Origin of the sequence: Lactobacillus sp. B4005 (assembly GCF_026536045.1) — a bacterium.
In the GTDB taxonomy this organism is placed as follows: Bacteria; Bacillota; Bacilli; order Lactobacillales; family Lactobacillaceae; genus Lactobacillus; species Lactobacillus panisapium.
Map to the genome: position 1 here is coordinate 80,499 of NZ_JAFNOZ010000004.1, position 20,194 is coordinate 100,692.

The window sequence follows — 20,194 nt, forward strand, 5'->3', positions numbered from 1 at the left end:
GCTATCTTATTAAACTAATATAATTATTTTTATTTATATGTAAGCGCATTCTTAATCTGAGTAATGGCTGAAAAAAATGAAAAAAAAGCCCAAATCGAATTCGATTTGGGCTCTTCTTAATAAAGCGTATCTGGTCTCTGACTTATTTGCCTAATAATACGGTGAGATTCAACTAATTTTGGAAACTCATAAAAATTAGCCAAATAATGACCATATCGCTGTTGTTTTTTATCTAGTAAATTAACCAAGATGTGCTTTAAGGAAAGGTTGGTCAATGGCTCGTGTGGATGAAAGTATTCTGGCTGATCAATTAGTGACTTTCCTTTAGTTGCCGTCACGTGCCAACCCAAAATACGTTCCAAATGAACAGATGCGAGCTGATAAAGGGCATGATTATAAAACAAACCGTTGTCAATTTGCTCACTAATGTAACGACTACAATTGTCAAAAGCAAAAACATAATCAGAGTCAGCACAGGGAACAGTCTTGAAAGCAACGGCCGACAAATTAAGCGGTTGAAAAGCAACCATCTGATGTAAGGCTACCCAATCAATATTGCCTGAATTGTAGCTTCGGGTAGAAAAGTAGGCCAACCGGCCCGTTGCAATCGTATTATGACTTTTAAGGTTAATCTTACGGGCAAATTCGCGCTGAAATTCTAGTCCCGCTAATAAGCATTCCTTACTAAAAGCAGTGAAAAGTGACCGGGTACTGTTATAGCTGAGAATAATACCCGCCTGAATATCAAAGATGACGCTTTTATACTTTCCAAGCAAAGGCTGTTGCTGAAATTCATAAAGTGCCAAAGTTTTTTGATTGATCGAGTAATGCCCATCTTCGACAAGATAATCATTTAAGACCTGGTCATGACCCACCTTCTGCCGCAGGATAGCTTTTGACCAGACACGGTATTCTTGACCTTGCGGGAGATTGTAATGCTCACATTCTTTCATTGCTAGTTTCCTTTTCTATTGGCTTTGATATATATGATTATACCTTAAAAGTTATCGCTTTCATAGAAAAGCAAACAAAAAACGGAAGCGACATAGTCGTTTCCGTTTCCTGTAATTAACTAATGAGAATTAGTTAAAGTTAGCAACCTTAACGTATTGCTTGCTTGGGCCACCGATACGGTAGTAAGCCTTACCATTCTTGAATGTGTAAGGTGAACCGTAAGTAGTTACCTTAGCACCCTTGCGTAATACACGGCTGTCAGCACGTTTCTTGCTGGTCTTGTATACGTAAGCGTTGTGAGATAATGTACGAACAGTACCATCAATGTTATCAGCCATTACGTATTGGTTGTCACCAATTTGGTAAACTAAGCTACCATCAGCAAGCTTAGTTGCTGCACCAAGAACATCAACCTTAGTGTAAGCACGTAACATGTTAGTACCAACACGTTTGTGGTCCTTGTCGTAGATGTAAGCATTGTGCATTACAGTCTTAGAAGTCTTATCAGCAGGCTTGAATGAACCGTCAACATACTTAGTTTCTACGTAAAGATTTGAATCAGCACTGTTAATCCGAGTGTATGACTTGTCGCCAACTTTGATTGCGTCACCAAAGACAGCAATTTGGTCACCGTTCTTAACAGTAGTCTTAGTATCAGTTACAGTGTTACCTTCAATCTTGTAAACTGGAACGTCACCATCTGATTGAACAGTCTTGTAAGTAGCACCCTTTGCACCAACAGTAATGTAGAAAGTTACCTTGGTAGTCTTCTTGTTATCAGCATTAGTTGCCGAGATTTCTACTGGGTATTTTCCTGCCACTTTAGTGTTGACCTTACTTGTATCAACATTAAGTGGAAGAGGAGTCCTATCAGTACCACTTACTTGAACTGTAAAGGCATTCTTAATAGCAGTAGTATCAACAACTCCGTTAACAGGAACATAGTTGAATGATGAACCATCAATTGTGTCTATTGAATCAATTGTGTTGCCTGAACCATAAGCTGGTTTAGGAACCTTAGTGCCATTTACTTTCCAGCTAATTTCTGGATAAGTAAAATCACCCTTTGTAGGATTTGGATCAACAACAACTGGAACAGTATTAGTACGACCGTTACTTGACTGTAATCTAACATTAACAGTAAAGGTAGTAGCAGGTTTGTCAAAGCTTCCATCATTCTTAACAGTTACACCAGCTGCCTTCAAGGCATCAGTTACATCTTGATCCAAATCGACGAAACTAGACTTAGCAATTCCATCACCAGGTTGACCTGCTGCACTAGCACTTACAGTATCAGCGATTTCTTGAGTAGTAGTTGCAGGCTCATACTTCTTTGTAATTTCATCATTGAGAGCAGCAGTAGTGTATTTTGTAAGATCTACAGAACCAGAAGCAACAGCTTTTGCCTTAACTTCTGGTGTAGTACCATTAGCTGCAACAGGTTTCAGTCTCAAATATGGAGCACCTGAAAGCTTTGCATCTGACAAGCTAAACGGTTGACTAATTACAGCCAGGTCAGCAATAACACCTGATGCGTCAGGCTTAACACTAACATTTGTACCACCAAGGTCAATACTATATGTTGTATCTTTGTTCAAACCAATAATAGTGATATGAGCAACTGCTACATATTTTGCGGTCTCATCGGTAAATTGCGTAGTAGCAGCTGGTAAATCAGTAGCGTCTGCAGCTTTAGGCTTCAATCTACCTTTGTTATCACCTGTAGTAGCTACTTCTACTTGATCAGCTCGATAGATGTCTGCTGTCTTTGAAGCCGTTGCAGTAGTAACCTGAGCGCCAGCTGGCAAAACTGGATATGATAAAGTAGCTGCCAATTTAGAAGCTGGATCATTTTTAACTAGGTTGAGTGAGTTCTTAACAGTTAGTGCTAATTTAACATTGGCACCATTAGAAGCTACACCACCTTGACCGTTCATATCGATATCAGCAAATACTGTTGATACGCTAGATGCAGCAACTGGTGCAACGGCTAATAATGCAGCTGCAGCAGCACTAACAATTCTTAAATTTTTCTTCATGTGGTCTTTCCTCCTTGTGTATATACAAAATAGTAATAGGCTATAGGTTCAGTCGGATTGAGCCTACATTGTTACAACATCCTTCAAGCCGAATTCATAAGTTTATAACTCTTATGAGGTAGCTTTCAGGCTGAAGAACGCGCATGCGTACAGGCAATCGAACCTGAAGCATAGCTATTACTTACCACATTTCATATTGTACCTACCTTTGTCTTAAATTGCAAGGCACGGAGTTATTTTACACACTTTTGTAATAAACGCTTACAGCTTCACGTTAAAAATGTAATTTTTTGCATGATTGCTAAACGCTAATACATCAATTAATTGGGGGCTTTTGAGCTTCAATAATGTCAAATAACTTGTTTTATACAACAAAAATTTTACAAAATAATAACAAAACGAAAAAGTCACCACGCGATGACTTTTTCATTAAACTTTTTTATGCTAATTAAATAGCTGCTTAATTTTACTAATGATTCGCTCTATTACTTCCACCAGCCACAAACTGCTTAGATTCAGCTGCAGAATTATCGAACAGGTCAGTAACAACTCGTTCAACATATGAAGCAGACTGAGGAACCTGATAAAGATCCACCCCCTCTTTTGCAAAAGCATCTGCTTGCGCAATCGTCTTCATCGCTGTCTTAACTGTCTCTGAGTCAAGGTCTTCCGCCGCACTTTGCACGGTTAAGTTAACCTTTTTAGCTTTGCCGTTTAAAAATACCAATTGTAAGGTCTTTGTTCTGGTTACCATCTTAACTATTTTTCTCTTCTTTCCTATACTTGATCATATTTGCGATTAACTTTAGTTACCTTCATTAATTAATGGAATTGCTTGTTTCTGAATCAGTGTTGCCGCTATTAACTCATCCCCTTGCAGCATTGCCAATGCATCCCCGACCTTGGCAAGTCCAGCAGCAGAGGCACCTTTTTTCAGATTACGAAAAATTCGTGACTTGGTTTTTTCTTTACCATATTTAGGATTGTAAAAACTATATTGGATTGATTGGTCTAGTAATTCGAAACTCATTATCAGTAGCCTTTCTTAGTTAACTCTAAAACTTACTGTAAGCTATCCGCGCGCTAGATGTCTTACACTATTACTAACGAATTGAAACGCCAAAGTGTAACAAATTTACTAAAAAAGTTGTTTCTAATGCCTTAAAAACGTGCTTCAGTAGTCAAAACACCCTAAACCATCTATAATTAATATGAATATTAATAAGGAGGACAAATTCCGATTATGAAAAAATCTACGATTTGGACGATTGTTGCAGTAGTAATTATTGCTATCGGTGGTGGCGTCTTTTACGCAACGCAAAAATCCAATAGCAATCAAGTTAATGCTTCATATAATAGTGCAATGCAGCAAGGTAAAGATGCAGTTGCTGATAAGAATTATTCCAAGGCAAGCAGCGCCTTTGATAAAGCACTCGGCATTAAGAAAACTGCCCAGGCTAAAGCCTATAAGAGCCAAGCAGATAATATGCTTTCGGCAATTGGCGCAACTAAAGATGGCAAGTACGATGATGCACTGACTAACGTCAATAATGTAGTTACTGCAAATAATGGCTACGCTACCTTAACTAAGCAGGGGCGCAAATTAAAATCTACTATTAAAGACGTGCAAGACAACTACGAAAACGAGATCAAGCCGATTTTTGATAATGCCAAGCAAGCTGAAGATGATAAGCAATATCTGCAGGCAATTGACCAGTACCAAAAGGTGTTAGATTTGCCTTACATCAACGGTCAATACTATGCTAAATACAAGAAGCAGGCTAAAAAGGGCGTTGATAAGAATAAGAAACTTGCCGACGAAAATGATAATGGTGCTGGTGCTTTAACAAGAAGTTACCGCTCAAGCTCAAACTCAGCAAAGCAAAATCAAGATACTGGTAATGCTGGCAAGACCGGTGAAGGTGCTGTGGGCGACCATAAAGTTCACGGTAAGACGGTTACTAATAGTCAAATTAGCCAACTGCGTAAAAGAGTAACTAAACTTGGTTATGACGGAATGTCGTTTAGTCCCCAGGATTTGATCGACCTTTACCGCAAATCTGGCCGCAGTAAACCATCTAAGATTACCAAATCTGATGTCGCAGATTACCTTAAACCGCGTAATTAACATTCATGTAGCTTTCTTCAAAAAATTAATAAGTTGTTGCTTTTACTGGCACTTACATAACTTAATTTTAAAATCGTCTATTGCCATTAACTGGCGGGACGATTTTTTATTTGAGCATACCGCCCCACACTTTAATCGGTGCTACAAAAGATGCTATAATTTTCCTAGCTAAACGAGCAAAAAGATTTACTATTTATGTACAAATCGTTATAATAGTTGCTTTTACAGTTTAAACTCTGTAAAATGACTATTGACTTTCATGTTTCCTATTTTTAATAAAGGAGTGTCTGCTTTGACTGAAAAAGAAAATAATATCAAAGAGCAAGATAATGAACAAGAACAAGAAAATGAAGACCTTAAGGTTGTCATGCCAGATGCTGAATGGACTACTATGCCCGATGAAGAGTTTGACGAGCAACCAGATTATTTGAAGGTTTTCACCGACTTCTATATTGCTAAATTTAATCAACGCGACTTGGAAATCATGAACATGTATGATGTCAATTCAAACATGGTTGATATTAACCACTACGTGATTGATAACATTAATTTTGGTCGGAGAGAATTAATTAAGCACGCTCTGCAATACCATGCAAATAACTTCCAAAGTATTGTTGATGAGATTGTTAAGCAGGACAAAGTTGAGCCTGAAAAGATGACTTCATACAAAGACTGGGATAATTGGTATGAAAATCGGCGTGATAATATTTCTACTTCTTTATCATAATTTACTTGTACTATTATTAAAAAAAGAACAAAATAGATACTTAAAAGAGAATGCCAATTGACATTCTTTTTTACTTTAAAATATTAATAAATCTATGGGAGTACGAGATTACTATGAATCAGAAAAAGAAACGGATTTCGGCAGCTGGTCTGCTAATCACGATCGGAATCGTTTACGGGGATATCGGAACTAGTCCACTCTACGTAATGAAGTCAATCGTGAACGGTAACGGCGGAATAGCTAACGTTAACCGTGAATTGATTTTGGGTTCAATTTCTTTAATTTTTTGGACAGTCACATTGCTGACGACTGTCAAGTACGTGCTGATTGCGTTAAGAGCAACCAACCGTGGTGAAGGCGGGATCTTCGCCCTGTATGCTTTAGTTCGTAAACGGGCTAAATGGCTGGTAATGCCGGCATTAATCGGAGGAGCCGCACTGCTGGCTGACGGAACGCTAACCCCAGCCGTAACGGTTACGACCTCAATCGAAGGGTTGAAAAATATGCGTTTTGGTTCTAGCATCCCGGTGCCCAACCAAAATTCCGTCATTATTATTACAATCGCAATTTTGCTGGTACTATTCTCGATTCAGATGCTCGGAACTAGCAGCATTGGGAAAGCATTTGGACCAATCATGTTTGTCTGGTTCACCTTTTTAGGGATAATCGGCGTCTTGAATATGGCCAATGATTGGTCAATCCTTGAAGCTCTTAACCCAGTTTGGGCAATCAAGATCTTATTTAGCCCAGCTAACAAGGCCGGTATTTTTATTCTTGGCTCTATTTTCCTGGCAACAACTGGTGCCGAAGCCCTATATTCCGATGTCGGTCATGTCGGCAAAGGCAACATTCGTGGTTCATGGCCATATGTCTTTCTCTGCCTGTCATTAAACTATCTCGGCCAAGGCGTATGGATTTTACAAAATCCGCACTACCAAGCTCACGGTACTGAACTCAATCCGTTCTTTGAAACTGTTCCAACTGATCTGCGATTGTTCGCAATTATTTTGGCGACAATTGCGGCAATTATTGCATCACAAGCCTTAATCACTGGTTCATTCACGCTTGTTTCCGAAGCCAGCGGTCTGAAGTTTTTGCCACGGATGAAAATTAATTATCCAACAACCGAGCATGGTCAAATTTATATCCCATCTGTTAACAAAATGATCTGCGTGGCAACAATTGCTATTGTTATTTTCTTTAGAACCTCAGAACATATGGAAGCAGCCTATGGTCTTTCCATCACGGTCACAATGCTGATGACTACTTTGCTCTTATTCGAGTATCTAGGTTCCAAAAACAGACCACTATTATTACGCCTCTGTTTTTTAGTAATTTTCGGCTTTATTGAAGGCATGTTCCTTGTCTCCAGCTTGACCAAGTTTATGCACGGCGGTTATGTTACCGTCTTAATTGCGGGCTTTATCGGTGTTATTATGTTTATCTGGTACTTTGGCAACCGGGTTCGCGATAAGCATGAAGGAGCAAGCACTTATGTCCGGTTAGATGAATATACTGATATGCTGACAGACCTAAGTCACGATGATGATTACCCGACCTATGCCACTAACCTAGTCTACATGGCGAAAGTTAAGTACAATAAGTTCATTAAGCGCGAGATTCTCTATTCAATTTTGGATAAACGGCCAAAACGTGCTGCTGCCTATTGGTTCGTTTCCGTCAACATTACGAATGAGCCATTTACGGCCAGATACGCTGTTAATACGTATGGGACCAAAAATGTCATCAACGTTCAACTGTTCTTAGGTTTTAAAAAGCAAACCAGTGTTAACGTCTACTTACGGCAGATTGTACAGGATTTGATTAAAGACGGCACAATCGAGGCGCAGCCGCAAGAATACACGACCACTCCTGGGCGCAAAGTGGGCGATTTCTCATTTGTCATCGTTAATGAGGTTGTTAGTCCGCTCACTAAACTCAAGGGCTTTGAAAAATGGATTTTGAAGGCACGCATTTGGTTGCAAAATCTTTCATCCAACCCTGCTTCATGGTTTGGCCTTGAATTCACAGATACGGTAGTCGAGCAAGTACCTCTAATTCTGGGTCGACCAAAGAAAAACCTACATATTAGACGAGTTGCCCCACGCGACTACTCTCATTTAAAAGACCAGGAAATTGATAATAATTAAATTGAAAAGGACTAGAGATTAACTTCTCCAGTCCTTTTTATGTATCTTCGATAATTTAGACGTTAGTGCTTGCCATTGAAAATGCAAATTTTACCGTTCTCACAGTGTCTTATCTCTAATTAAGCTGCAGTCGTTGCCCTATCCAACTGTATCATTAGCAAGCTTTCTAAAATTGCTGTGCATCTTCATTCAACACAAATTCAGTGGCTAAATTTTAATATGTTATAATAGCGCTGAAAAGCGAAAGTAGCTGTAAATTTTATCTACTTGCAGGGCTTCGGTTCAGCAGAATTTAATATAGAAAGTTGGTCTATCATTTTGAAAGATCCAAATAAAACACGCAAGTTAATCCTTGATAGTGCTTTAGACTTGTTTGCAGAAAAAGGCTATAGCAACACTTCTACTAATGATATTAGATTAAGGGCTGGAAATTTATCCCGTGGTGGGCTTTATTACTTTTTTCCAAAAAAAGAAGATATTCTGTATGCTTTACCAGAATATCTATTTGAAGATGGCATGAAACGGCAACAAAAAATACTAAATAATTCACAACGCACTACTTTAGAAAATGTGCATGAATGGATTTATCAAGCGCTAACTGACATCAACCAAAATTCCCAAAAGCTATTATTCTTTCAGCTGATGATTGTGCCAGAGTTTCTATCGATCTTTTTAAAACAGCTTTCCGAAAAAACAACTCCCCTATACTATCATTTAATTCTAAATGGTAACAAAGACGGTTCAGTTAACGTCAAGGACCCCATTCATACGGCGGAGCTTCTTTCCTTTACCTTGAATATCTGGTTTAATCCAAACTTTTATCAGCAACCAAAAGACGACATTGAAGAGAGAATTACTTATTTAGATAACTTGCTCAGGAACTTAGGAATTCCCTTAATCGATGATAAGCTTGGACAAGCATTAAAGGAAATTTGGCTAAAAATCAAGCAATAAAACCTAACCAATTTAATCAACAATTTGGGGTACAAATCCTCTAACCGCACAAACTGAAAAAATAGCGTTTCAATCAACGCATTTTTCCAGTTTTTTTAATACAATCACTACTGCTATTTAATTATGAATTGTTTTTTGCCTAGAACTTTTACTAATAATTTAACTAAAGCCTGAACTTGAAGGAAAGATAACTGGGCGCTTAGCTACGCTCATTAAGATTATTAGAATAATTTTTACTATTCATGTTCAAATAATCTTAGTTTGTTTTTTTATACTTTTTTGCTAAAATAGAGGCAGGCTGCCGGCTTGTTAAAAAGAAGGATAAAGAACATGAAGCTAGAAAAAATTTTTCTCAACAAGTTTATACAATTTCTATCAGTATTTGGTGTATTAACCATCGTAATTTGCAATTTTCCCGCACAAAGTTCTGCCCAGACAGAACAAGGAGAACGTTATCAAACTATGACATCACAGCCAGTTGATCAAAATCAACAAGGGCAACCAGATAAAACAGCTGAAAATAATCAGCCAACCAGCAACAAAAATGATACCGAAGATCAGGATGCAAAGAAAGCTGATACTGATCACCCAAAAACCAGTAATCTAAAAAAAGGATCCGGTTCGCGGTCCTTTAAAGGGCAGCCAGTCGCTAAATATGAAAAGACAATTGTACCAAGCGAGGGTATGACAATTCCTGGCTCTTTTGCATTAAAGTTTATTCCCGGAAAAACGACTGTTGAAACCTTTGGTCAAGGTTGGACTGCTGTTGCGAGTAACGAAGTCGGCTTCGTTGGTGCAAGTCATGCGGATCAAAAAGGTAAAATTGGCGTCCTATATAAAAACGTCGGAACTTACGACGGCCAGATTATTAACTTGCGAATTATAGTCAATGACTGGTCCCAATTTTCAACTAAAAATGGTTTGATAAAATACCGCACAAATACGATTGGTACCTCGACTCAGAAGTTTAACTGGGTCGATCAAACGTGGAAGCTCGAATATCAAAATGGTGAAAAGGCACAGCTGTCTAGTACCTTTATGACTTGGTATGACATTGATCAGCTCCAATACATAACCTTCGATCAACAGGCAATTAACAAGATTACCCACATTTACGTTTTGAAGGATAATGAAATCCAGTATTCAAACGAAGACCCATTTGGGACAACTTTTTTTGCTTCGTCAGCTAAAGACACAGATGATGATGATAAATTAGCAATGTTTACCACCCTATTTGATAACGTGAGCGAAGTCAGATTCAAGTGGGGCAAGGACTATTCAAACATATCACCAGATGCCGACTTAGGAAATGGTGAGTTTTTAGGTTTTACTGCTAAAAAAATCGCGCGAACGGAACCCGATGCTCCGACCAAGAAAGTGACCGACACGGATGAAATCAATCAGGAATTTAATAGTCTGTTTAATTTCAATGAGCCGTTTAAATACTCTATCTACCAAACTGTTCCAGATGAATATCCCGAATACTATTATAATGACTTTACAATTGATGATCAGATCAATCCCAATCTAAAAGTAAAGCAAGTGAAAGTCTACGATGATTCCGAACAAGATATCACTGAAGACTTTAATATTGACAATGAAAATAATCATTATACGGTTTCGGCAAAAAAAGATTTCTTAGCTAGTCCTGGGTTTTATTACAACTCTTACCGCATTGAATTTACTGTTCAAATAGATCTAAGTAAACCCCAAACTGCTATCAGAGAAAATTTTTATTCCTACACGAATGCTGCCACTGCTAAAATAACTTCTGAAAATAAAACCTTTGTCAAAAATTCTAACGAAGTCAACACGACAGTTGAACAGCGTGACTTGCCGTTTCTCAAAGTCTGGGAAGACTTTAATGATTTATTTAACACGAGACCTAAAAGTATCACGGCAACCCTATATCAAAGTACTAAAGATGAAAATAATCAAGAAGTGCAGCCACCAACTCCGATCGCCAGCCAGAAAGTTTTCCCCGGGAAGGACAAAAATGATCCTTGGCTAGGCGAATTTAAAAATTTAGATGTTCAAGACAACCATGGTTATTTTTACACTTATGAAATTAAGGACAATGTTACCGGATATACTTCTAAATTCGATGACGGCATTTTAACCAATAAATTAAACTCACAGCTAACCATTACTGGCAAGAAAATATGGCACGATAACAATAATCGGTATGACGAACGATCAAATTTCGTTATGGTGCACTTATACCGGCAAACTGCTGCTAACGAGGAAAGAGAATGGGTTAACGCACAAGAAGTTAATCAGGATAACAATTGGACTTATGAATTTAAAGATGTCGAAAAATATGATAGTAATGGTAGGCAATACCTATATTCCATTGATGAAGAGGAGGTTCCAACAAACTATCAAAAGCAAATTGAAGGTTTCGACATCATTAATACTTACATTGGAACCAAAACTATCAGGGGACAAAAGTTGTGGCAAGATAATCATGATGCTAATAAAGCACGACCTAGTGAAGTAACAGTTCATCTATTAGCAAATGGTACGATTAAGGCCACTAAAAAAGTAACGGCCGCCACTGGCTGGAAATATGAATTTGATAATCTGCCTTTGCTTGATAATGGGAATGAAATTATTTACACAATTGCAGAAGATAGCGTAGCAGACTACAGTACAGAGATTAAGGGCTTCGACGTGATTAATACATATTCTCCAAATAAAACCAGCTTAACGGTAACGAAAAATTGGCAGGATAATTCTAATCAAGATAATCTTCGGCCAAGTAACGTAACCGTGCAACTTTTAGCTGATAATCAAAAGCAAGGTGAACCCATCACTTTGAATGATAATAATCAATGGACCCATACTTGGCAAAATTTAGCTGTAAGTACTCATGGTCAAAAAATTCAGTATAGCGTAAAAGAAGTAACGGTTCCCGCAGGCTATACTAGTCAAGTTAATGATACCAATTCTGGCAATGTGATTATTACTAATAGCCATACCCCAGCAACGATAACACTAACTGTCGCAAAAATCTGGAACGACGACAATAACAAAGATCGAAAGCGACCGAACAAAATTACTGTACAGCTTTTCCAAAACGACCAAAAAGTAACTGAACCGATTGAATTAAACCAAGAAAACTTATGGATTTATCGTTGGGAAAAAATGCCAGAATATTTAAATGGCAAGTTAGTTGAATACACAGTCAAAGAATCAGATGTTCCGGTTGGATACCGTTCAAGTACCAGTTCGACAAATGGCAAGACCTTCATTATTACTAATACCTACCAAAATAGTAATAATGACGCAAGCAATACTCTGCCCCTTCCACCAACCGATGATGGCAACTTTCCACCTATTAATCCCATCATTCCCACTTGGCCAACAGTAACACCTATACAGCCTGAGCAATCTGCAAAAGAAAAAGTACCGACACCAGAGCCTAAACAAAAAGAACAAGAAGATCATCTACCAAATACAGGAAGAGTTATCGAAATAAGCATCGTGCTGATTGGCTTCTTATTACTGCTTATTGCCTGTTGCTTGTACGTATTTAAATTTAATAAAAGAAAATAAAATAAGATCATCCAGAGGATGGCCTTATCTTCGGGCATTTTTGTTACTCGATAAAACGATACTTACATCAGATGATCGAATAATTACTATAAATATGAAAAGCCTAAAAATAACTTTTTTCAATCCAAAAAGTACTTCCCCTTGTCAGAGAAGTGCTTCTTTTTTATATTAAAAACTAATTACCAAATATGAACACGTTTATCAGGATCAAGCCACATACCGTCTTCAGGCTTAACGTCAAAGACTTGGTAAAATTCATCCTGACATTGTGATTGTACATTAGCACGTAATGGACCCGGCGCATGCACATCAACAGCAGTTTGACTCTTAATTGCTTCAATCATTTGCTTGTTGGCCCAAATCCGGGCAAAGTTTTCAAACAACTTCTTAAGATCATCATTTTCATTCTTAGCTGCTTCAACCGCGGCGGTTAAGCCACCTTGATCGGCAATATTTTCCGAAACGACCTGCTTACCATTAATGGTAACAGGTCCATATTGAATGCCATCGAACAAATCGATCTCAGCTTGAGTACGCTTCTTGAATTCAGCGTAATCTTCATCAGTCCACCAATTCTTCATGTTGCCAATCTCATCAAATTTTGCACCATTGTTGTCAAAAGCATGAGATACTTCGTGAGCAATCACAGTACCAATTCCACCAAAGTTAGTAGCTCTGTCTTGCTTCAAGTCATAAAATGGTGCCTGCAAGATAGCTGCAGGGAAAGTTAGGTCGTTTCTAGTAGGATCATAACAAGCATTAACCAAGTTGCCCGGCATTGCCCAGATTGAGCGATCAACTTCTTTATGTAACTGTTCAATATTGTACTTTTGCTCTTCCAAAGCAAATGCACGTTCGTTTGAATAAAGGCTGCCACCCTTGCTTGCTGGAATAACCTTCAAGCGGTTGTAAATTTCTTCAACCTTATCTGGATAACCAATTTTTAGTTCCAAAGCTTCAACTTTAGTAACGGCTTGTTTTCTAGTTGCTTCAGATAACCAATTATTATTACGTAGACGATCCTTGTAAACCGTCAACATCCGGTCAATCATGTCTTCTACGTCTTTTTTGGCATCCTCACCAAAGTAAGTCTTACCATAGTAAACACCAACGACTTCACTGAAAGTGTCATTAGCAATGTGGTATGCTTGCTTTTCGCCACTAGTCAGCTTTGGTTGACCTGATAATGCTTGACTGAATGGAAATGCAGCTTCACGGAATTCTTGCGATAATGTTGACGCAACGTCATTAATAAAGTTGACAATCATCCAGCCTTTAATTTCGGCAAAATTATCTTCATTTACTAATTCAGCAAAGTGATCTAAATAGCGTGGCTCCTGAACAATAATTTGTTCAGGCTCTTCGCCAATAATTTCTTTTAAATAATAAGAAATCTGGAATTTACCAAATTTAGCCTTAAAGTCGGCAATACTCATTGGGTTGTAGCAAGCTGGATAGTCTGCCCATTCTTCTGAGGACTTAACTACCTTTGCAAGCTTAGCATCATATTTAATCGCATTTTCTGCGTATTCCTCTGCTTTCTTGGTATATATCCCCGCCATTTCGAGCAACTTAACTGACTGTTTTTGCAAAATAGCAAGCAAACTTGCAGCATCATCTGTTTGATAAGTTGAAGTGTCAGGTAGAAAAGTACCAGGACCAGAAAAGTTTAAGCCGTTAATTTTCGCATTTTTTAAATCTGGTTCAACATCAAAAACAAATGGCAATGATGCAAAAGTTGAGAGATCAGGTGCATTAAGGTTAAAATCAGAGAAATCCTTGATACTATCAAGCAAGGCTAAGTCAGACTCAATTGGTTCAGCACCGTCGCTGTTACGCTTATCAAAATCACATGCAAGTTGATAAAGCTTGACCGCTTCATCTAGATTAGGCACATCTGGTACCTCTTTTTTACCAGAAGCAAATTCAGCAAAATCTTTCATCAAGAGCTTTTCAACGTTCACATCAATACCATCAAAAGCTGCCATTCTTGAGCGATCTTCAGGAATTTTTGTTTTTTCAAGCCATTCTGAGTTAACGGCTAAGTAAAGGTTGTCCTGAGGTCTTGTACCAACCTTGGGTTCAATGATGTTGCCGCCACCGCCGCGAACTGCAAAAAATTTATTCATCAAAAGAGTCCTTCCTTTTTATTAAAATTAAAATTAGACTAAATTAATATTATCATTTTAAGCAAGCAGCAGATATTAAAAAGCTTTTACAAAATTACTTAAAAAGTTTGATATATTTACGTAGTTTTGCATGAAGTGGGATTAACAACAGAACCATTAAAAAGATCCCCGTAGCAGCAATGATAAAGAATGGGATATACCCAGCTCGATCAATAACCATTCCGCCAAATAATGGACCAAAGGCCTGGCCAATCCCACGAGCAACATTAATTTCACCTTGATACTTACCCTTACTGCTGATTGGTGATAAATCATTGATGTAAGCCGGAACAGCCGGAAAAGCAGTTGCTTCGCCTAATGTTAGAATAACCATCGACAAGGCAAAATGGGCAAAATCACGGGCAAAAATAAGTGTTGCAAAGGAGATTGCGAACATTATTGTTCCAAAAATAATTTGTTGGAATAAATTTTTAAACAGATGAGGGAATCTAGCTAGGATAACCTGCACTGTAACAATAATTGCACCGTTTAACGTCCATAACAAACTGTATAAATGGAACGGGATCCCTAATGACACCATATAAACGGAAAGGTTGGATTCCCAGTTCATATACATCAGCCACGTTACCGCTAACGAAACAAGAAAACCAACCATCAACATCATATTATGCTTAGGCATTGGCTCCGCCTTTTGCTTTTCTCCAACTTCAGCTTTTTTAAGTTGACGCTGTTTATGAAAGTTAATAATTGGCCGATAGTGAATCGCCGCGTTAATGCAGGCAATTGCAAATAGTGATGCGGCCAGTAAGAATAAAAATTCTATCGAAAAATCATAAAGATAACCAACAAGTAAAGTTCCCGTTACTGTACCGACATTTTGAGCGAAGTAAATTAAGTTGAAAACATATCGACCCGAGTAATTACGCAAACTCGTTGCAATTGAGTTAATCATTGTGCCGTTCCAGCCACTAACAAAGCCGGTGATAATTAGCCAAATCCAATATGCTGGCCAACCGTGGAAAAAGGCCATAAAAAATAAGACTAGTGCATCAGTCCCCAGACCAGCAACAATCAGTGGATAAGGGTTACAGCGATCATATAAACGCCCAGCTATAAAAGAGCCTAGTACGTTACTTGCACAATTGCAAAATAATACCAGTCCAATTACTGATAGACTGATGTGCAATTGCTTATTTAGATAGACCGAAGTGAGGGGCCAAACAAAGCTTGACCCAATCCATGTTGCTAGCTCCCCTAACAGCAGCCAGCGCAACTTAACTTCTGTTTCATTATTTGATCCATGTTTAAGTTTCATTTATTCAGTCCTTTCTATAGTTGAATTCCATTAACCAGTTTAACAAGTTGTGCGCTAAAAGAACACCCCCCGAGTTTACCTTACTACTAACGTGAAAAGCATATTGACTTTTTTACGCACAAAAAAAGATGATACTCAGTTCAGAACCAAGATCATCTTTTGCGACCTGCTTTTAATAAAAATTAACTTTTAAAAATATATTACTTTCTCAAAAAGCTTATGTCTGAAAAGGCCAAGCAACTTTTACAATCACATGCTAGAAGCGCTTTTTTCGAAAAATTAGATAGCCAATGATGAAAAAGATCATGATATAAATTAAGGAGCCAAGCAAAATTTGTAGGTTATTCAAATGCGTCGTCAATACATACATACTGTAATTGGCATATTGTCTAGTCAAGTCAATCATGTTAAAGGGATTCCACTTCATCACTCGAATTAGCATATGTTTGTTCATTAAACTGGCAGAAATGCTCTGTCCCATAAATGTAACCAACAAGCTGACTGTAATGACAATCGCATTGTTATTAATTATGCAAGACAGCAGGAAGACAATCGTAATAATTAACATTGTTGAGATTAGGTCAATTGCAGAAGTTGCAAGCATGTTAATCCAAACCGGTTGATGATAGAGATAAATCGTATTCCAATCTACATTGTATCTAAAGATTGTGTAACGCAAAACAATGGTATAAAAAATAGCTAGAACGTGAAGAAAAATATCGTAAATAAATATTGCAAGATATTTCGATAAATAAACTTCAATCTTATTCGCTGATTTGTACAAAAGCGTCAAGATAGCATTATTTTGAAATTCCATCGAAAAGCTAGTTGCACCAACAATGACCAAGATAAACATGATAAAGTCAGAGGAGTCAAAGGTTAGTGTCAATAACAGTTTTTTAACTTCATCACTCAAAGAAAAACCTGTAAAAATCATCAGAAACAATAACAAGATGGCCGAAATCCAGGTGATTTTACGATGAGTCAATTTATAGAGTTCTTGTTTAATACTATAAGTCATTTTAAAACCTCCTTCCTAAACGCGCCGGTTTTTAAATAAATAATAACCAAGTACTGCAAAGATCAACCCATAAGCGATATTGGCAATAATTAGTTCACTATCTAGCAAGTGCGAAGTTGATATCAGCGATGTCCTTGTCAGTTGCTGTGATATAAAAATCATGCTCAGGGGATTCCATTTGATAATTCTTACTGCACTGGGAAAAGCCTGCATCAGTGCACTTGAAAAACCTGCGCCAAAAAAGGCTAAAACGATTCCGATGCAGACTACTGCCGCGTTATTTCGGGTTAACATGCACAGCATAAAAGATAAACCGGTAATAAAAAAGGAGTAAATAATTGCCCCCAGCATATTAGTCAAAAGGTCAATAATTAATGAATGCCCGTCAATAATGGCAACCCAGTCATATTTATGGCCAGTAAAAAGAAAACTAAACAAAAAAGTAAGAAGAATTGCCGCTACAGCAAGAACAATACTGTAAAAGAAAATGATCAAAAACTTAGCTAAGTAAATCTTTAGCTTACTTGAACTTTTATACATCATCATCATAATCGTTCTGTTCTTATATTCCATCGCAAAAAAGGCCGAACCAACTGTAATTATAATTAGCGGGATCCACTCAATTGCATCAAAGCCATAGATTAAGAACCTGCGGTCTAAAGCCTTACTGGTCAGAATGTTATATAGCATGGCACATAGCAGCACTAGCAAACCATAAATGGAAATTTTTTCATGATTAAATTTATAAACTTCTTCTTTTAAACTTTTACCCATGATGATTAACCCCTTTCTTTGTCCAAAATGTTAACAACAATTTGTTCAAAGTTAGCTTCGATTGGGGCCATTTCTTCTAAGTGAATCTGGTGTTCAAACAGCTCGTCTTGAATTTGAAAAATATCTTGGCTGTTAACAGTTAAGTAGTCATCTTGCAGAGAATAGGCAATACTATTATTTTGCAGGATGCGCATTGCCGCCTCATTATTTTCGGTAATCACCTTATATTTTCGCCGGCTAATCTCATTAAACTTTTCAATTTCTTGGTTAACAATGATTTTGCCAGAACTAATTAAAACGACTTTAGTCATTACCTTTTGCAGCTCACTTAAAACGTGACTAGAAATCAAAAATGCTGTGCCCTGATCCGCATACTGCTTGATAAGTTTACGCACGCCAATCGTGGCTTCAATATCTAGGCCATTCATTGGTTCATCTAAAATAACTAGTTTAGGATGATTGAGCAATGCGATTGCAATGCCCAGTTTCTGTTTCATCCCTAAAGAATAGCCTTTTGACTTGTTATTAATGTATGAGTTCATTCCTAAAACAGATACGATGTTGTCCAAGTCTTCTTTTTCATGTGCATATAGTTTAAGATTTTGATAGCCTGTCAGAAAAGGATAGATTGCCGGGTGTTCAATCAAAGCTCCTACACTACTTAGCGCCTGATGATCATTTTCTGTTACTTTTTTTCCACTCATTGTAATCGCACCGGTAAATTTCATTAGTCCTAAAATGGTTTTCATAAGTGTAGTTTTACCTGCTCCATTAGGACCAATTAGTCCTACAATTTCGCCGGCCTTGATACTAAAAGATGCATCGTGAATGATCTTGGTCTTTCCGATATAAGTATTGACATTTTCAATATTGAGTATTGTCTTAGATTCTGTTTTCATAATCTTGGTCACTTTCTAAAAAGAAACTCCAGCTTTTAAATATTAAGCATCAAATAGTGTAATATTTATGTATTACACTATTACATTACCACAAAATGTATAATTGGTGCAAGTGCTCTTTTGTTGCTAAAAATGTGCTCATTACAAAATAAAAAGAGATGCCTTAAAATGATCATCTCAGTTATTAAAAAATTGTAAGCAAAAAGCATCAAGCTCAAAAATAAGCCTGATGCTTTTTATCTAAATTATTAGTAGTCAAATTTGTCCACGAACCAACTTATTTATCAAAAAACTGGCCCTTATTAACTTGGTAGTATTTCTTATAACGACCATAGTAATTATGAAACATGTATTTCATCAACAGCCAACGCTTAAAGTTGCGGTCTTTGTCATAAAAGACAGTCGTTCCGCATCGACCCTCATGAATTAATTCTTCCGCTAAACTCTTGGCTTCGTTGTCGCGCGCATATTCCTTAAAGACTTTAACCGGAATTCCTAGCCAAAGGACGTGCTTTGACTTTAGCTTATTGCCATAGACCGTTTCCTTGTTTTTCAAGTTGTCATAGACATAGTCATCAACATACCACTTAGCCAAATTGTAGCCATTTAGGGTAACGTAGAAACTTGACCGGCCCTGACGCAAGTTGATTTCAAAGAACTTGTATTTGCCATCTCGCGTATCGTACTTAATATCAAAGTTAGCCATCCCCGTGTAATTCAATTTTTCCAAAAAGGCTTCGACTTGCTCGTATAGCTTTTCATTGTATTCTGGCAAAATTGCCATGTAGTTTCCAATGGATTGCGGCGTTGGGTCTTCTAAAAGCGGGTGACCCATACACATCATTTTCACGTGATGGTCTTTATCAACATAAGCATTTAAAACGCGCATATTGGAGTCATCGCCTGGAATAAAGTCTTGCGCAATTAAGTCGGCTTGATAGCCGTTGCCGTAGATTTTACCAACAATATCACTCATCTCAGTTTCATTGTGAATGGTAAAGGCCTTTTTCCGTCCCTCAAAATGAACATCTAGCCAAGAAACTGGATCTTCCGGCTTTAATTCGATTGGATAATCAAAGGTGAATTCCAAGTAATTACCAGCCTTAAAGTCAGCCATCGTAATGATCTTTGTTTTTGGATATGGCAAGCCATATTCTTCCGCAATCTTGTAAAAACCTTCTTTTGAAATCAGTTTTTGCAAAAGATCATACTTAATATATGGAACAACGAAAACTTGTTTTAGTTCATCTTGGTGCTTTGATAGCAGTTCAGCATAGCCATCCCCACAAGCAATCAAAATTACCGGCTCATCGTGATCTTGGTAAATTTTCATTTGCTCCCGCATTACTTCAATGAAGGTCGGGTCTTCGCTAAAGCCGTGGTGCAGTTCAACGTTAACGATCTTGGAATAACGCGTAGGCGCTAATTGTGTATCAGCCAGTGCCTTAACACTAATGCCGTATGCTTCGTTAAAAGACCTGGCCATGCCATAAACATTGATATCACTGCCAAGTAAGATAGGTGTAAAATCTTGTTTCATTTGAAA

15 protein-coding genes are annotated in these 20,194 nt (G+C 37.6%); 5 read left to right on the forward strand and 10 right to left on the reverse strand.

Annotation, left to right across the window (positions count from 1 at the left end; genetic code table 11):
* Positions 1-116 precede the first annotated feature (116 nt).
* The 4 genes from J3U73_RS08455 to J3U73_RS08475 all read right to left on the reverse strand — a co-directional run bounded on the left by J3U73_RS08455 (position 117) and on the right by J3U73_RS08475 (position 4,023).
* Positions 117-953: a hypothetical protein gene (locus tag J3U73_RS08455; protein ID WP_267410161.1), complete on the reverse strand. Its 837-nt coding sequence runs from the start codon at positions 951-953 to the stop codon at positions 117-119.
* Positions 954-1,082: 129 nt separating this feature from the next.
* On the reverse strand, positions 1,083-2,993 hold the full coding sequence (locus J3U73_RS08465) for an SLAP domain-containing protein (protein WP_323848378.1): 1,911 nt from the start codon (positions 2,991-2,993) through the stop codon (positions 1,083-1,085).
* A 469-nt stretch (positions 2,994-3,462) separates the two neighbouring features.
* Entirely contained in the window at positions 3,463-3,747 is a 285-nt protein-coding gene (locus J3U73_RS08470; protein WP_267410163.1) for a DUF2922 domain-containing protein, read from the reverse strand.
* Positions 3,748-3,798: 51 nt separating this feature from the next.
* On the reverse strand, positions 3,799-4,023 hold the full coding sequence (locus J3U73_RS08475; protein WP_267393715.1) for a DUF1659 domain-containing protein: 225 nt from the start codon (positions 4,021-4,023) through the stop codon (positions 3,799-3,801).
* 213 nt (positions 4,024-4,236) lie between these two features.
* Between J3U73_RS08475 and J3U73_RS08480 the strand changes: the two genes are divergently transcribed.
* The 5 genes from J3U73_RS08480 to J3U73_RS08500 all read left to right on the forward strand — a co-directional run bounded on the left by J3U73_RS08480 (position 4,237) and on the right by J3U73_RS08500 (position 12,510).
* Positions 4,237-5,121, forward strand: coding sequence for a hypothetical protein (locus J3U73_RS08480; protein WP_267410164.1), 885 nt, complete (start codon positions 4,237-4,239; stop codon positions 5,119-5,121).
* Between the two features lie 292 nt (positions 5,122-5,413).
* Complete coding sequence (locus J3U73_RS08485; RefSeq protein WP_267393711.1) at positions 5,414-5,848, forward strand: hypothetical protein; 435 nt, start codon at positions 5,414-5,416, stop codon at positions 5,846-5,848.
* 113 nt (positions 5,849-5,961) lie between these two features.
* Entirely contained in the window at positions 5,962-7,998 is a 2,037-nt protein-coding gene (locus tag J3U73_RS08490; RefSeq protein WP_267410165.1) for a KUP/HAK/KT family potassium transporter, read from the forward strand.
* A gap of 318 nt (positions 7,999-8,316) precedes the next feature.
* On the forward strand, positions 8,317-8,952 hold the full coding sequence (locus J3U73_RS08495) for a TetR/AcrR family transcriptional regulator (RefSeq protein WP_267410166.1): 636 nt from the start codon (positions 8,317-8,319) through the stop codon (positions 8,950-8,952).
* A 330-nt stretch (positions 8,953-9,282) separates the two neighbouring features.
* Positions 9,283-12,510 carry a Cna B-type domain-containing protein gene (locus tag J3U73_RS08500; protein ID WP_267410167.1) on the forward strand — a complete coding sequence of 1,076 codons (3,228 nt, stop codon included), beginning with the start codon at positions 9,283-9,285 and terminating at the stop codon, positions 12,508-12,510.
* 179 nt (positions 12,511-12,689) lie between these two features.
* Here J3U73_RS08500 and J3U73_RS08505 read toward each other — a convergent pair whose 3' ends face one another.
* The 6 genes from J3U73_RS08505 to J3U73_RS08530 form a co-directional block, all read right to left on the reverse strand.
* Positions 12,690-14,639: a M13 family metallopeptidase gene (locus J3U73_RS08505; protein WP_267410168.1), complete on the reverse strand. Its 1,950-nt coding sequence runs from the start codon at positions 14,637-14,639 to the stop codon at positions 12,690-12,692.
* A gap of 94 nt (positions 14,640-14,733) precedes the next feature.
* The gene (locus J3U73_RS08510) at positions 14,734-15,954 is read right to left on the reverse strand and encodes an MDR family MFS transporter (protein ID WP_220268593.1); all 1,221 of its coding nucleotides are present in this window, start codon (positions 15,952-15,954) and stop codon (positions 14,734-14,736) included.
* 256 nt (positions 15,955-16,210) lie between these two features.
* Complete coding sequence (locus tag J3U73_RS08515; RefSeq protein ID WP_267410169.1) at positions 16,211-16,975, reverse strand: ABC transporter permease; 765 nt, start codon at positions 16,973-16,975, stop codon at positions 16,211-16,213.
* A gap of 15 nt (positions 16,976-16,990) precedes the next feature.
* The gene (locus J3U73_RS08520) at positions 16,991-17,749 is read right to left on the reverse strand and encodes an ABC transporter permease (RefSeq protein WP_267393703.1); all 759 of its coding nucleotides are present in this window, start codon (positions 17,747-17,749) and stop codon (positions 16,991-16,993) included.
* Between the two features lie 5 nt (positions 17,750-17,754).
* The gene (locus tag J3U73_RS08525; protein ID WP_267410193.1) at positions 17,755-18,627 is read right to left on the reverse strand and encodes an ABC transporter ATP-binding protein; all 873 of its coding nucleotides are present in this window, start codon (positions 18,625-18,627) and stop codon (positions 17,755-17,757) included.
* A gap of 298 nt (positions 18,628-18,925) precedes the next feature.
* Positions 18,926-20,188, reverse strand: coding sequence for a carboxylate--amine ligase (locus tag J3U73_RS08530; RefSeq protein ID WP_267410170.1), 1,263 nt, complete (start codon positions 20,186-20,188; stop codon positions 18,926-18,928).
* Between the last annotated feature and the right edge of the window lie 6 nt (positions 20,189-20,194).

Excerpts from the sequence above, each read along its gene's own strand:
- J3U73_RS08480 (WP_267410164.1), top strand. The coding sequence starts at position 4,237 with ATGAAAAAATCTACGATTTGGACGATTGTTGCAGTAGTAATTATTGCT.
- J3U73_RS08510 (WP_220268593.1), bottom strand. The coding sequence starts at position 15,954 with ATGAAACTTAAACATGGATCAAATAATGAAACAGAAGTTAAGTTGCGC.
- J3U73_RS08470 (WP_267410163.1), bottom strand. The coding sequence starts at position 3,747 with ATGGTAACCAGAACAAAGACCTTACAATTGGTATTTTTAAACGGCAAA.
- J3U73_RS08490 (WP_267410165.1), top strand. The coding sequence starts at position 5,962 with ATGAATCAGAAAAAGAAACGGATTTCGGCAGCTGGTCTGCTAATCACG.
- J3U73_RS08530 (WP_267410170.1), bottom strand. The coding sequence starts at position 20,188 with ATGAAACAAGATTTTACACCTATCTTACTTGGCAGTGATATCAATGTT.
- J3U73_RS08515 (WP_267410169.1), bottom strand. The coding sequence starts at position 16,975 with ATGACTTATAGTATTAAACAAGAACTCTATAAATTGACTCATCGTAAA.
- J3U73_RS08465 (WP_323848378.1), bottom strand. The coding sequence starts at position 2,993 with ATGAAGAAAAATTTAAGAATTGTTAGTGCTGCTGCAGCTGCATTATTA.
- J3U73_RS08505 (WP_267410168.1), bottom strand. The coding sequence starts at position 14,639 with ATGAATAAATTTTTTGCAGTTCGCGGCGGTGGCGGCAACATCATTGAA.
- J3U73_RS08455 (WP_267410161.1), bottom strand. The coding sequence starts at position 953 with ATGAAAGAATGTGAGCATTACAATCTCCCGCAAGGTCAAGAATACCGT.
- J3U73_RS08475 (WP_267393715.1), bottom strand. The coding sequence starts at position 4,023 with ATGAGTTTCGAATTACTAGACCAATCAATCCAATATAGTTTTTACAAT.
- J3U73_RS08520 (WP_267393703.1), bottom strand. The coding sequence starts at position 17,749 with ATGGGTAAAAGTTTAAAAGAAGAAGTTTATAAATTTAATCATGAAAAA.
- J3U73_RS08500 (WP_267410167.1), top strand. The coding sequence starts at position 9,283 with ATGAAGCTAGAAAAAATTTTTCTCAACAAGTTTATACAATTTCTATCA.